This is a genomic window from Streptomyces glaucosporus, from assembly GCF_039533345.1.
GTDB lineage: Bacteria > Actinomycetota > Actinomycetes > Streptomycetales > Streptomycetaceae > Streptomyces > Streptomyces glaucosporus.
Genome location: NZ_BAAATJ010000017.1, coordinates 1 through 13,807 on the forward strand (window position 1 = coordinate 1; position 13,807 = coordinate 13,807).

The following is a 13,807-nucleotide window of genomic DNA, read 5'->3' on the forward strand; positions in this document are numbered from 1 at the left end:
CCGCGGCCGCGCAGCCGCCGCGCGGCCGCGGCCGCCGCGGCGAGGAGGGCGGCGGTCAGCGCGGCGGCGAAGGTGACCAGGGGCGCGCCGCCCAGGGCGGCCAGCGGCGTCAGCGGCGAGGCGGTGTTGGCGAAGGCCAGCCGCCCCCAGGGGAAGCCCCCGAAGGGGATGCGGTCGCGCGCCCACTCCTCGGCGACCCACAGGCAGGCCCCCCACAGCGGCCACAGCGGCAGCCGCGAGGTGAGGGCCAGCCCGGCGCCCAGCGGCACGAAGAACAGCGCCTCGACCAGGGCCAGGCCGAACACCGCGTCCCAGCCGACGACGTGGAGCCACTTCAGCAGCACCAGGAAGAACGGCAGCCCCGCGGCGAAGCCGAGCCAGGCCCCCTGCCGCGCGGTGCGCCCCCGGGTGAGGAGGGCGAGCGCGGCGACGGCGGCGACCGACAGCGGCCACAGGTCGTAGGGCGGGAAGGCGGCGGCCAGGGCGGCGCCGCTCACGGCGGCCGCGACCGAGCGGTACGCCCCGCGGCGTGCCGCCCGGACCAGCCGGGCCGGGGAACGGCGGCGTACGGAGCCGCCGGGGGCTGCGGCGCCGGGATCGCCGGCGCGCTCGTCCGCCCGGCGGCGCGGCGGTTCGTCCGGCCGTCCGGCGGTTGGACCCCCGGTCTCGGCTTCGGCGGTGGTGTCGGGACCCGATGGCACGGTCGCGGCCTTCCTTGCAGGTCGTGGGGTGACGAGCCCGACCGTACAACGCCGGGAGGCTCCGGCGGTCCGGGGGTGGCCCCCGCGGGAGGGGAGACGGGGGGAACGGGAGGCGTGAGGGAGGCCGGCGGGGCCGGAAGGAGGGCCCCGGGCGGCGCGGCGGCCGGGGCCGCGGCGGGCCGTCGCGGGACGGGGGCCCGGCGCCCTTCGGGCCGGCCTGGGGTCCGCCGGCTGCGGATCGGCCCAGGGCCGTTGTCTACTGAGCGTCCGGGCCCCTCCCGGGTCGCACCTGCCGGCCGGTCCGAACCCCTCCGCCCTCGGGTCGCGGGCGCTGGACCTGGCTCCCGGCCGTGCGCCGCTGGGGCGCACCGCCCGTGGCCCAGCCCGTCCGGCGACTGCGCGGAGGTTCTCCGGCCGAACGTCCTGTGGTGGACTCGGCCGAACCTACCCGCCCACGGCCGCCGCCTGTCAACACCCCCGTCACCTGCGGTTCTTCAACAAACCGGCAGGTCAGTGACGAGGACCGGACCGGGAAGCGGCCGGAGGCGGGAACATCGATCGGCGGTACCCGCGCCCTCCGCCGTCACTCGTCCGGGTGCACGTACACCGTCCGTCCGGCGACCACCGTCCGCAGGCAGACGGGCAGGTCACGGCCGGGCGTGAGGTCGGGCAGGCCCGGGGTGCCCGAGCGCGGGTCGGTGGACCAGGCGGCGATCCGGTCGTCGGGGACCTGCACCACCAGATCGCCGACGCGCCAGATCGCGTAGTCGGCCGGGGCGCCGGGGACGAGGACGCCGGCGTCGTCGCGGCCGATCGCCCGCCAGCCGCCGCGGGTGTGGGCGGTGAACGCGGCACGGACCGAGATCCGGTGCTCGGGCGTGCGGTGGAACGCCGCGGCCCGCAGGGTGCCCCAGGGGTCGAGGGGGGTGACGGGGCTGTCGGAGCCGAACGCCAGGGGGATGCCGGCGCGCAGCATGGCGGCGTACGGGTTGAGGGTGCGGGCGCGCCCGGGCCCCAGGCGGCGGGCGTACATGCCCTCCTCGCCGCCCCAGGCGGCGTCGAAGGCGGGCTGCACGGAGGCGGTGAGGGCGAACTCGGCGAAGGCCGCGATGGTGGCCCCGGTCAGCATCTCGGCGTGTTCGACGCGGTGCCGGGCGGCGCGCACCCGGTCCAGGCCGACCCGCTCGGCGGCGGCCCGCACGCCGTCGGTGACCGCGGTGAGGGCGGCGTCGCCGATGGCGTGGAACCCGGCCTGGATCCCGGCCTCGGTGCAGGCGGCGACGTGGGCGGCGACGGCGTCGGCGTCCAGGTGCGCGGTGCCGCGGTGGCCGGCGTCGGCGTAGGGCTCGTGGAGGTGAGCGGTGTGGGAGCCGAGGGAGCCGTCGGCGAAGAGGTCCCCGGCGGCGCCGAGGGCGCCCAGCTCCCGTACCCGCTCCGCGCCCTCGGCGGAGGTGATGTGCTCGGCCCAGTAGCCGAAGACCCGGGGTCCGGGCTCGTCGGCGGCCAGCCGCAGCAGGCCGGCCAGGTCGTCCTCGCCGGAGATCTCGGGGCCCGCGCACTCGTGGAGGGTCCCGATGCCGCGGGATGCGGCGTGGCGCAGGGCGGCGCGCTGGGCCTCGGCGCGCTGGGCGGGCGTGATCGAGGCGTGCGCGACGGCCCGGGCGGCGTGGTGGGCGTCGCCGGTCAGGGGGGCGTCGGGGGCGTAGCCGGACAGGCCGGTGATGCCGGGGACGAGGTCGAGCAGGGCGGTGGTCGCCAGCGCGGAGTGGACGTCGACACGGGTGAGGTAGAGGGGCCGGCCGCCGGCGGCCTCGTCGAGTTCGGCGCGGGAGGGCGGCCGCTGCTCGGCCCAGGCGCTGGCGTCCCAGCCGTGGCCGAGCAGGATCCGGTCGGCGGGGCGGGCCTGCGCGTGGGCCCGGACCCGCTCCAGGACCTCGCCCGGGGAGCGGGTGCCGGACAGGTCGAGCCCGGTGAGCGCCAGACCGGTCGCGGTGGTGTGGACGTGGGCGTCGGTGAAGGCGGGGGTGACGAGCGCGCCGTCGAGGTGGACGACCTCGTCGACGCCGTCGGCGAAGGAGTCCGCCGCTCCTTCGGAGCCGATCCAGGCGATGGCGTCGCCGTCGACGACCATGGCGGTGGCGAAGGGATCGGCGGGACTGTGGACCTCGCCGCCGCGCAGCAGGACGGTGCGGGGCCGGTCGAGAGGGGCCGTGCTGTCGCTCATGACCGCCAGTCTCCCCCGTCCCGGCGGCCCGGGGCCGCCCGGGGTGGCCGAGGCGGCCCCGGATCCCTCACATGCGGGGCGGCCGGGCCTCGTAGGGCGTGGAGAGCACCACGGTGGTCCGGGTGGAGACACCGGCCAGGGACCGGATCCGGGCCAGCAGGTGCTCCAGCTCTATGGGCGAGGCGACCCGCACCTTGAGGATGTAGTTCTCGTCGCCCGCGACGCTGTGGCACGCCTCGATCTCGGGGACCTCGGCGAGCCGTTCGGCGATGTCGTCCGGCGCGCTGGGGTCGAACGGCTTGACCGAGATGAACGCGGTCATCGGCAGCCCGACGGCCTCGGGGTCGACGATGGCCCGGTAGCCGCGGATGACGCCGCGCTGCTCCAGGCGCCGGACGCGCTGGTGCACCGCCGAGGTGGACAGGCCGGTGGCCTTGCCCAGATCGGTGTAGCTCATCCGCCCGTCCCTGACGAGCAACTCCACGATGCGACGATCCAGCTCCTCCACGACAGGCAACCTACTGCGCCGGGCGCGCCGGGTCACACCGGACGTGCCCGCGGCACTCCTCCGGCGCCCGCCTGTGACGAACGCCACACCGATGCCCCCCTGTCCGCGGAGGCGGGGTGATTACGCGCCGGTCACGGCGGGAAATGCTTGCTGTGGCCGGGGCTCCCAGCGAAACGGACGCCCGGCGGCCCGTCCAAGGGGGATGCATGCGCATTGTGAAGTCACGTCATACCGGTCACCCGGAGCCCGAACTCCACGAGGAGAACGCCGAGGAGTACGACGCGTACGAGACCTACGAGATCTTCCGGGTGGTCTGCCCGGACTGCTCGCAGCCGATCGCGCTGCTGGCCGAGGAGGAGACGCTCCCCGAGCACGCGCTGTGCCCGACGCCGTGGAACCCCTTCGGGCTGACGGTGTGCCGGGGGTCGGGGCGCTCCGTGGACGACGCCCGGCCCGACGGTCCCGAGCACGAGGCGCAGGAGCGGGACGCCGCGACGCTGCTGACGCTGCCCGAGGGACTGGACTGGCGGACGCAGCCGTTCTCCCACGCGGGAGGCCCGGGCACGCGCCCGATGCGCGTCCCGCACCGGCGGCGCCCCCGCCGCTGACACGCCCGCGGGCGGGCTCGTCCGCCCACCGGTCCACCCGCCGGCGCCGCGCACCGTCCCCGCGGACCGCCTCCCGGCGCGGCCCGCTCCCCGCCGGCCGGTGATCCGCCGCCCGCGCCGCCTCCGCCCGGCGGGCCGCGGCGACCCCGTGCACGAGGCCGCCGCGCCTCCCGCTCCCGCGGCGCCGGGCCCGCTCAGCGGCTCTCGGGGCCCACGAGGCGGCGGGCGATCACCACCCGCTGGATCTGGTTGGTGCCCTCGACGATCTGCAGCACCTTGGCCTCCCGCATCAGGCGCTCGACCGGGTACTCCCGGGTGTAGCCGTAGCCGCCGAGGAGCTGCACCGCGTCGGTGGTGACCCGCATCGCCGCGTCCGTGCAGAACAGCTTGGCCATGGCGGCCTGCCGGGCGAACGGCTCCCCGGCGTCGCGCAGCCGGGCCGCGGCCAGGTACAGGGCGCGCCCGGCCTCGATCTGCGTGGCCATGTCGGCGAGCATGAACCGCACACCCTGGAAGTCGGAGACGGGACGGCCGAACTGCTCGCGTCCGGCGGTGTGGGCCAGGGCCTCGTCCAGGGCGGCCTGGGCGACGCCGACCGCGCAGGCGGCGATGCCCAGGCGCCCGGAGTCGAGCGCGTCCAGCGCTATGGAGAAGCCCTGACCCTCCTCCCCGATGCGGCGGCTGTCGGGCACGCGGACCCGGTCGAAGTGGACCTGGGCGGTCGGCGAGCCGTTCATGCCCATCTTCCGCTCGGGCGCGGCGGCGCTCAGCCCCTCCGCGTCGCCGGGGACGAGGAACGCGGTGACGCCCCGGGGGCCTTCGCCGCCGGTGCGGGCCAGGACGGTGTAGAAGTCGGCGATGCCGCCGTGGGTGATCCACGCCTTGGTGCCGTCGATGACCCAGTCGTCCCCGTCCCGCACGGCGCGGGTGCGCATCGCGGCGGCGTCGGAGCCGGAGGCGGGCTCGGACAGGCAGTACGCGCCCAGCAGTCCGCCGGTGAGCATCGCCGGAAGGTGCTCGGCGCGCTGCTCCTTGGTGCCGAAGCGGGCCAGGGCATGGCAGGCGAGGGTGTGGACGCTGACGCCGAGGCCGACGGTGAGGCGGGCCGCGGCGAGCTCCTCCAGGACCTGCAGGTACACCTCGTAGGGCTGGTCTCCGCCGCCGAACTCCCCGTCGTAGGGGAGGGACAGCAGTCCGGACTCCGACAGCAGGGCGAAGGTCTCGCGGGGGAAGCGGCCGGCTTCCTCCTCCTCGGCGGCGGCCGGCCGGATCTCCCGCCGGGCCAGGTCGCGGACCAGGGTGAGGAGGTCGCGGGCCTCCTCCGTGGGCAGTCGGCGTTCCACCGGCTGGGGGCCGTACTCGGTCATCGCGACGCTCTCCTCCCTGTCGGGCGCTGCGGCGGTGCGCGCTCGGGGTGTGGCGGCGCCGCCGGGTGTGAGTGCCCAGCCGGTGTGGCTTCCTCGGGTCGCGAAGCGGCCTGCCCGCGGCTGCGGCGATTGGAGTATGCCCGATCATCGGCACGGCGTCACTGCGGGAGAGGAGCCGCGTCCGGACGGTGGGCGGGCGGGCGCGGGCGGTTGTCGGTGCCCGCTGCCACACTCGCCCCATGCGGAGTGATCGGGGCCGGTCCGTGCGCTGGGCGATGGCGGTGACCGCCGAGGGCGCGGCCCGGCTGTGCCCGCTGGACGCGCGGGGGCGCCCGGCCGGGCCGGTGGTGACCGAGCCGGACGCGGCGCGGGCCGTCGCGGCGCGGCCGGAGGCGGCGCGGTGGGTGTGGCGGTCGACGGCCGAGGTGTATCCGCGGCTGCTGGACGCCGGGGTGCGGGTGGCGCGCTGCTACGACGCCGAGGCGGCCGAGGCGCTGCTGCTGGGGCACGAGGGGCGGTGGGGCGAGCCCCGGTCGCTGGCCGCGGCGTGGGCGCGGCTGCACGGGCGGCCGGTGCCGGAGGACCCCCCGCTTCCCGGGGCCGACCTGCAGCCCTCGCTGTTCGCGCCGGGCCCGGTGCCGCTGCCGTCGGGCACGGACCCGCTCCGGGCGCTGCTGGAGGTGTACGCCGATCAGGTGAGGCGGGCGGAGGCGACCGGTCATCCGGAGCGGACGCGGCTGCTGCTGGCGGCCGAGTCGGCGGGGACGCTGGTGGCGGCGGAGATGAACCGGGCGGGGGTGCCCTGGCGGGCGGACGTCCACCGCGAGCTGCTGCGGGAGCTGCTGGGGGAGCGCTACCCGGGCGGCGGCGAGCCCAGCCGGCTGGCGGAGCTGGCCGAGGAGGTCTCGCGCGCGTTCGGGCCGGGGGTGCGGGTGCGGCCCGATCTGCCGGCGGACGTCCTCAGGGCGTTCGCCCGGGCCGGGATCCGGCTGTCGTCGACCCGGGCGTGGGAACTGCGGAAGGTCGACCATCCGGCCGTGGCCCCGCTGCTGCGCTACAAGCGGCTGTACCGGCTGCACACCGCGCACGGCTGGTCCTGGCTGCGCACCTGGGTGCGCGACGGCCGCTTCCACCCCGAGTACGTGCCCGGCGGCTCGGTCACGGGCCGCTGGACGAGCAACGGCGGGGGCGCGCTGCAGATCCCCAAGGTGGTGCGGCGGGCGGTGGTGGCCGATCCGGGGTGGCGGCTGGTGGTCGCCGACGCCGACCAGATGGAACCCAGGGTGCTGGCGGCGATCTCCCGCGACCGGGGGCTGATGGAGGTGGCCGGCAGCGGCCGGGACATGTACTCGGTCCTGTCCGACCGGGCCTTCGGCGGCGACCGGGACCGGGCCAAGCTGGCGCTGCTGGGCGCGGTGTACGGGCAGACCTCGGGGGACGGCCTGCGGCACCTGGCGGACCTGCGGCGCCGCTTCCCGGCGGCGGTGGCGTACGTGGACGAGGCGGCGCGGGCCGGCGAGGAGGGCCGTCTGGTGCGCACCTGGCTGGGGCGGACCTGCCCGCCCGCCGCCGTGCGGGAGGAGAACGGGGAGGCCGGGGCCGGCGGCACGCCCGCGGAGGGGGCGGACGGGGAGGACGCGGGGGGCGGTGCGTCCGGGGCCCGCGCCCGGGGCCGGTTCACCCGCAACTTCGTGGTGCAGGGCAGCGGGGCCGACTGGATGCTGCTGGTGCTGGCGGCGCTGCGCCGGTCCCTGACGGGGATGCGGGCGGAGCTGGTGTTCTTCCAGCACGACGAGGTGATCGTGCACTGTCCCGCCGAGGAGGCGGACGCGGTGGCCGAGGCGGTCCGCGCCGCGGGCGACCTGGCGGGCCGCACCGCCTTCGGCGAGACGCCGGTGCGCTTCCCGTTCACCACGGCCGTGGTGGAGTGCTACGCGGACGCGAAGTGACCGGGGCTCCGGGGGCCCGGGACCGCTCCGGGGCGAGGAAGGCGCGCAGCGCGGCGGCGACCTGCTCGGGGGCCTCCTCGGCCATGTGGTGGCCGCTGTCGATCGTGCCGCAGGTGACGTCGTCCGCCCAGGCGCGCCAGATGCCGGGGATGTCCGGGTAGAGGTCGCCCAGGTCGTCCTTCCGCGACCACAGCACCAGCACCGGGCAGGTGACGCGGCGGCCCGCGGCCCGGTCGGCGTCGTCGTGGTGCCGGTCCACGGTCAGGCCGGCCCGGTAGTCCTCCAGCATGGCGCGGACGGTGGCCGGGTCGTGGACGGCCCGCTGGTAGTCCTCCCACGCCTCGGCGCCCATCGCCTCCCGCGAGCCGCCGTACCAGGCGGCGGGGTCGGCCAGGATCGCGCGTTCGGGCTTGTCGGGGACGGCGAAGAAGAACCAGTGGTACCAGGCGCGGGCGAAGCGTTCGTCGCAGCGGGCCAGGTGCTCGCCGATGGGGATGCAGTCGCCCACCGCGAGGCGGGTGACGGCCCCGGGCGCGTCCAGCGCGAGGCGCAGGGCGACGTACGAGCCGCGGTCGTGGCCGAAGACGGCGAACCGCTCGTGCCCCAGGCGCCGCATCAGGGCCAGGCAGTCGCGAGCCATGGCGCGCTTGGAGTACGGCGCGTGGTCGGCGGTGGTGGGCGGCTTGGAGGACTGCCCGTAGCCGCGCAGGTCGGGGCAGACCACGGTGTGGGCGTCGGCGAGCAGGGGCGCGACGCGGTGCCAGGTGGCGTGGGTGCGGGGGTGGCCGTGGAGGAGCAGCACCGGCGGTCCGGAGCCGCCGTGGCGCACGCGCAGGGTCGCCTCCCCCGTGTCGATGCGCTCCAGTGCGAAACCGTCGAACACGTCCGCTCCTCGGGCCGGTTGGCTTCCGGATTCCCCGGGAGCGGGCGGCCAACCCGCCGGTCCGGGAATCGGGGCCGCTCGGCCCTGTCGGCGGGGCGCGCCCGGAGGGCGCGGGGGCCCGCACGCCCCGGCCTGCGGGCCCCGGCCCCGCGGTCGGACTCCTCCAGGAGGGTCCGGCCCCGCCCGTCACGGCGGGCCGGAGGGGACGTCCTCCCCCGGGGCGCGTCCCGCCCCGCCGAGCGGTTCGCGCGCCTGGAGGGCGCGGACGCGAGAGCATCGGGGGAGCACAGCCGTACCACCGAGCGACCGACGTCCCCGTGTCCCCAGGAGCCATCGCATGAGCAACCCGGTCACGAGCAACCAGGCGCAGATCGGCGTCACCGGACTGGCCGTCATGGGCCGCAACCTGGCCCGCAACCTGGCCCGCCACGGCTACACCGTCGCCGTGCACAACCGCACGGCCGCCAGGACCCGGGCCCTGGTGGAGGAGTTCGGCCACGAGGGCGACTTCGTGCCCGCGGGCACGGCGGAGGAGTTCGTGGCCGCGCTGGAGCGGCCGCGCCGCCTGGTGATCATGGTCAAGGCCGGCGGGCCGACCGACGCCGTCATCGAGGAGTTCGCCCCGCTGCTGGACGAGGGCGACATCGTCGTCGACGGCGGCAACGCCCACTTCGCCGACACCCGCCGCCGCGAGCGGGCGCTGCGCGAGCGCGGCATCCACTTCGTCGGCGCGGGCGTCTCCGGCGGCGAGGAGGGCGCCCTGAACGGGCCCAGCATCATGCCCGGCGGGCCGGTCGAGGCGTGGGAGGCGCTCCGCCCGCTGCTGGAGGACATCGCGGCGAAGGCCGCCGACGGCACGCCCTGCACCGCGCACATCGGCCCCGACGGCGCCGGGCACTTCGTGAAGATGGTGCACAACGGCATCGAGTACGCCGACATGCAGCTCATCGCCGAGGCCTACGACCTGCTGCGCACCGTCGCCGGGTACGAGCCGGCCCGGATCGCCGAGGTCTTCCGCACCTGGAGCACCGGCCGCCTGGACTCCTACCTGGTCGGGATCACCGCGGAGGTCCTGGCCCACACCGACGCCGCCACCGGGCGTCCCTTCGTCGACGTCGTCGCCGACGCCGCCGAGCAGAAGGGCACCGGCCGGTGGACGGTCCAGACCGCCCTGGACCTGGGCGTGCCGGTGTCCGGCATCGCCGAGGCGGTCTTCGCCCGGTCCCTGTCCGGCCACACCGGGCTGCGCGAGGCCGCCGCCGGGCTGCCCGGCCCGCGCGGCCGGGCCCTGGACGAGGGGGAGGCCGCGCGCTTCGCCGACCGGGTCGAGCAGGCGCTGTACGCCTCGAAGGTCGTCTCCTACGCGCAGGGCTGGAACATGGTGCGGGCGGCGAGCGAGGAGTACGGCTGGGACGTCGACCCGGGGGCCGTGGCCGCCGTCTGGCGCGGCGGCTGCATCATCCGGGCCGCCTTCCTGGACCGCGTCCGCGCCGCCTTCGCCGCCGATCCCGCGCTGCCCACCCTGCTGGCCGACCCCGGGTTCGCCGAGGAGGTCGGCGGGGCCCAGCAGGCGTGGCGGGAGACGGTGGCCGAGGCCGTCCGCCACGGCGTCCCCGTGCCCGGCTTCTCCGCCGCGCTGGCCTCGTACGACGCCCTGCGCGCCGGACGGCTGCCCGCGTCCCTCGTCCAGGCCCAGCGCGACTACTTCGGCGCCCACACCTACCGGCGCACCGACCGGGCGGGCTCGTACCACACCCTGTGGGGCGGGGACCGCTCCGAGGTGAGCGCCGACATCTGAACACCGTCCGGGCGTCCGCACCGGTCCGTCCGGGCCGGTCCGTCCGCGTTCCGGGGCCGCTTCCGCCGGGCCGGGCGGGAGCGGCCCCCTTCATTGGTATGGACATGACCGCGACACCCCCTCTACAGTCCCCTTGGACTAGACCTGAGAGCGCTCTCGGCTCCTCTCAGCGTCTCTCCGCTGTCCTGCCCCCACCCCGGCCCCGCTCGGGCCGGGCGACAGTAAGGAGACCGACCTCATGCGCGTCGCACGACGCAGAACCGGGGTGCGCGCGGGCCTGTCCGCGCTGCTCGCGCTGGGCGCCCTGACCGCCACGGGAACCGGCCTCCCCGCCGCCGCCGCGGCCCCCGCCCCCCAGGCCCACGCCCCCGCCCAGGCCCTGGTGGACGCCATGGAACGCGACCTGGGCCTGAGCGAGCGCCAGGCACGGGAACGGCTGCGGCAGGAGGCGGCGGCCGCCGCCGTGGCCCCCAGGGCCGAGAAGGCCGCGGGCGCCGCCTTCGGCGGCTCCTGGTTCGACGCCCGCACCGGGAAACTGGTCGTCGGCGTGACCGGCGAGAAGAAGGCCGAGGCCGTACGGGCCACCGGCGCGGTGCCCCGGATCGTCGAGCACAGCGCCGCGGAACTGGACGCCGCCAAGGAGCGGATCGACGCCCGGGCCGAGAAGAAGGCCGCCCCGTCCGGCGTGAGCGGCTGGCACGTCGACCCCCGCTCCAACACCGTGGTCGTCGACCTCGTCGAAGGGACCGCGCGCGACGCCGCCGTCCGCGCCTTCCTGGACGACGCGCGCGAGGCCGGCCCCGTGACGGTGCGCGAGAGCACCGGCGAGGTGCCGCGCACCTTCGCCGCGGGCGTCGTCGGCGGCGACCCGTACTACACCGGCAACGCCCGCTGCTCCATCGGCTTCGCCGTGCACGGCGGCTTCGTCACCGCCGGCCACTGCGGCCGGACCGGCGACTCGGTGCGCGGCTGGGACGGCTCCCAGATGGGGCAGTTCCGGGGCTCCTCCTTCCCCGGCAACGACTACGCCTTCGTGAGCACCGGCCACGGCTGGTGGACGGTGCCGGTGGTGCTGGGCTGGGGGAAGACGCCCGACGTGCTGGTGCGCGGCTCCGCCGAGGCCCCCGTCGGCGCCTCGATCTGCCGCTCCGGCTCCACCACCCAGTGGCACTGCGGCCAGGTGCTGGCCAAGAACGAGACGGTCAACTACAGCCAGGGCGCCGTCCACCAGATGACCAAGACCAGCGTCTGCGCCGAACCCGGCGACTCCGGCGGCTCGTTCATCAGCGGCGACCAGGCCCAGGGCGTCACCTCGGGCGGCTGGGGCAACTGCTCCAGCGGCGGCGAGACCTGGTTCCAGCCGGTCAACGAGATCCTGGCGGTGTACGGCCTGACCCTGCACACCGCCTGACACACCGCCGCACCGCCCCCGGGGCGCGTACGCGAGGGGCCGCCCGGCCGACGCCGGGCGGCCCCTCCGCCGCGTTCCCGGCGCCGCACGCCGGGGCTCCGCCGCGGGCAGGGGCGTCCACCAGCCGGCGAGCACCCCGCCCCGGGGGTGACAGCTCCGTCCCGGGGGTGACAGCTCCGTCCCGGCCCTCCCTCAAGTCACATGCGTGAACGCCGCCGCTCTTCCCGCCCCCGCGCACGCGGCCCACCGGGCCCACCGCACCGGCCTTCTTGACGCTCGCTCCGCCCCCTCCTAGGGTTCCCCACGGTTCACGAAACTGAAGCTCGTTCACATCCATATACAGGGGATTCGTGCCGGCCCGCCCGCAAGGCCCCCGCGCCTCCGCCCCGCCCGGCGGCCGGCCCCGCGGCGGGCCCGGAAGGTGCGCACCCGCCCGGCGCCCGATCCCCGCCCCCTCACCGATCTGTTGGAGGAACCGGTGGACCACGGCCCGAGGACGGTGGACGCATGAAGATACGCGACCTGATCATCACCCCGATCGCCTTCCGGGACCCGCCCCTGCTCAACTCCACCGGCGTCCACGAGCCGCTGGCACTGCGGTGCGTACTGGAGCTGGTGACCGACGACGGCACGACCGGCCTCGGGGAGAGCCCCGGCGACAAGGAGCACCTGGAGCGGCTGGCCGTGGCCCGCGAGGCCGTCCTGGGCATGGACGTCTTCGCCACCACCGCCATCGGGCAGGCCGTGGACGCCGCACTCGGCGGCCCCGGCGGACCGGTGCCCACCACCGCGCGGGCCGGGGTCTTCTCCGCGATCGAGGTCGCCTGCCTGGACGCCCAGGGAAAGATCACCGGACGCCCGGTGTGCGACCTGCTGGGCGGAGCCGTCCGCGACGCCGTCCCCTACAGCGCCTACCTGTTCTACAAGTGGGCCGAGCACCCGGCGCAGGACGGCCGCGGCCCGATCCCCGACGAGTGGGGCGAGGCCCTGGACCCCGAGGGCATCGTCGCCCAGGCCAGGCGGATGGTGGACCTCTACGGCTTCCGCTCCCTGAAGCTCAAGGGCGGGGTCTTCCCGCCGGACGAGGAGATCGCCGCGATCCGCGCCCTGGCCGAGGCGTTCCCCGGCCTGCCGCTGCGGATCGACCCCAACTACGCCTGGACGCCGGAGACCTCGCGGTACGTGGCCCGGGAACTGGACGGCGTCCTGGAGTACCTGGAGGACCCCACGCCCGGCTTCGACGGACTGGCGTCCGTCGCCGCGACCGCGACCATGCCGCTGGCCACCAACATGTGCGTGGTCTCCTTCGAGACCGTCCGCCCCGCCGTGGAACGCGGTTCGGTGCAGGTGATCCTCTCCGACCACCACTACTGGGGCGGGCTGCGCCGCACCCGCGAACTCGGCGCGGTCTGCGAGGCGTTCGGCCTGGGAATGTCCATGCACTCCAACTCCCACCTGGGCATCAGCCTCGCCGCCATGACCCATGTCGCGGCCGCCACCCCCAACCTCACCTACGCCTGCGACACCCACTACCCCTGGAACCGGGAGGACGACGTCGTCGTCCCCGGCGCGCTGCGCTTCACCGGCGGCAGCGTCCCGGTGCCCGACGGGCCGGGCCTGGGCGTCGAGCTGGACCGCGAGGCGCTGGCCGAGCGCCACCGCACGTACCTGGAGTCGGGCCGCGAGCGGCGCGATGACACCGGCTACCGCCGCCGCCTCGACCCCTCCTACGACCCCGCGATCCCCCGGTGGTGAGACGCGTCACGGCGGGGATCCGGCACCGCGGATCCCCGCCGGAGCGGGATACGTGTGTTACGGTCGTAGCAGTTGCAGTTTTGGTACCCATGAACTCTGTGTGCGCCTGACGGTTTGTGACCTTCGGGCGCCTTTTGTTTTTCCGGCTCTTCCGGCGGGGTCTCAATGCGGCGACACGGAGATCGGCACAGTGCGGATCTCCTGCACTGCCCCTTACCTGGAGGAGAAAAAATGGCCAGCGGCACCGTGAAGTGGTTCAACGCCGAAAAGGGTTTCGGCTTCATCCAGCAGGACGGCGGCGGCGCCGACGTCTTCGCCCACTACTCGAACATCGCCACCCAGGGCTTCCGTGAGCTCCACGAGGGCCAGAAGGTGACCTTCGACGTCACTCAGGGCCAGAAGGGCCCGCAGGCGGAGAACATCCTTCCCGCCTGACGCCCTAAGCGCCCACACGGCGCCCTGCAGACCGGGGCCCGCACCACACCGTGCGGGCCCCGGTCCGTGCTTCACCCCCGGCGCACCGGCGAACCCGCCGCCCGCCGCCCCTCCCCGCCCCGGCACGGGCGGGCCCGGTCCCGCGCGGACCGCACGACTCCCCACCGC

General features: G+C 76.2%; 10 protein-coding genes and 1 pseudogene. 6 read left to right on the forward strand and 5 right to left on the reverse strand.

Annotation, left to right across the window (positions count from 1 at the left end):
* The 3 genes and pseudogenes from ABD358_RS17990 to ABD358_RS18000 all read right to left on the reverse strand — a co-directional run.
* Positions 1-701: pseudogene (locus tag ABD358_RS17990) on the reverse strand (apolipoprotein N-acyltransferase); the annotation flags it as partial.
* 583 nt (positions 702-1,284) lie between these two features.
* A complete protein-coding gene (locus ABD358_RS17995) occupies positions 1,285-2,925 on the reverse strand; it encodes an amidohydrolase (protein ID WP_344632079.1) in 1,641 nt (546 codons plus the stop codon).
* 67 nt (positions 2,926-2,992) lie between these two features.
* Entirely contained in the window at positions 2,993-3,433 is a 441-nt protein-coding gene (locus ABD358_RS18000) for an Lrp/AsnC family transcriptional regulator (protein WP_344632080.1), read from the reverse strand.
* 206 nt (positions 3,434-3,639) lie between these two features.
* Here ABD358_RS18000 and ABD358_RS18005 point away from each other — a divergent pair, with 206 nt between their 5' ends.
* Entirely contained in the window at positions 3,640-4,041 is a 402-nt protein-coding gene (locus ABD358_RS18005; RefSeq protein WP_344632081.1) for a hypothetical protein, read from the forward strand.
* A gap of 194 nt (positions 4,042-4,235) precedes the next feature.
* Here the strand turns inward: ABD358_RS18005 and ABD358_RS18010 are convergent, their stop codons facing one another.
* Positions 4,236-5,408: an acyl-CoA dehydrogenase family protein gene (locus ABD358_RS18010; RefSeq protein WP_344632082.1), complete on the reverse strand. Its 1,173-nt coding sequence runs from the start codon at positions 5,406-5,408 to the stop codon at positions 4,236-4,238.
* 239 nt (positions 5,409-5,647) lie between these two features.
* Between ABD358_RS18010 and ABD358_RS18015 the strand changes: the two genes are divergently transcribed.
* Positions 5,648-7,357 (forward strand): bifunctional 3'-5' exonuclease/DNA polymerase, encoded by a 1,710-nt coding sequence (locus tag ABD358_RS18015; RefSeq protein ID WP_344632083.1) that lies wholly within the window; start codon positions 5,648-5,650, stop codon positions 7,355-7,357.
* Here ABD358_RS18015 and ABD358_RS18020 read toward each other — a convergent pair.
* Complete coding sequence (locus tag ABD358_RS18020; RefSeq protein WP_344632084.1) at positions 7,317-8,240, reverse strand: alpha/beta fold hydrolase; 924 nt, start codon at positions 8,238-8,240, stop codon at positions 7,317-7,319. The genes ABD358_RS18015 and ABD358_RS18020 overlap by 41 nt on opposite strands.
* A gap of 337 nt (positions 8,241-8,577) precedes the next feature.
* Between ABD358_RS18020 and gndA the strand changes: the two genes are divergently transcribed.
* The 4 genes from gndA to ABD358_RS18040 all read left to right on the forward strand — a co-directional run bounded on the left by gndA (position 8,578) and on the right by ABD358_RS18040 (position 13,639).
* Positions 8,578-10,038 carry an NADP-dependent phosphogluconate dehydrogenase gene (gene gndA, locus ABD358_RS18025; RefSeq protein ID WP_344632085.1) on the forward strand — a complete coding sequence of 487 codons (1,461 nt, stop codon included), beginning with the start codon at positions 8,578-8,580 and terminating at the stop codon, positions 10,036-10,038.
* A gap of 238 nt (positions 10,039-10,276) precedes the next feature.
* The gene (locus ABD358_RS18030) at positions 10,277-11,449 is read left to right on the forward strand and encodes a S1 family peptidase (RefSeq protein ID WP_344632086.1); all 1,173 of its coding nucleotides are present in this window, start codon (positions 10,277-10,279) and stop codon (positions 11,447-11,449) included.
* 507 nt (positions 11,450-11,956) lie between these two features.
* Positions 11,957-13,204, forward strand: coding sequence for a glucarate dehydratase family protein (locus ABD358_RS18035; protein WP_344632087.1), 1,248 nt, complete (start codon positions 11,957-11,959; stop codon positions 13,202-13,204).
* 231 nt (positions 13,205-13,435) lie between these two features.
* A complete protein-coding gene (locus ABD358_RS18040; RefSeq protein WP_344632088.1) occupies positions 13,436-13,639 on the forward strand; it encodes a cold-shock protein in 204 nt (67 codons plus the stop codon).
* Positions 13,640-13,807: the final 168 nt, after the last annotated feature.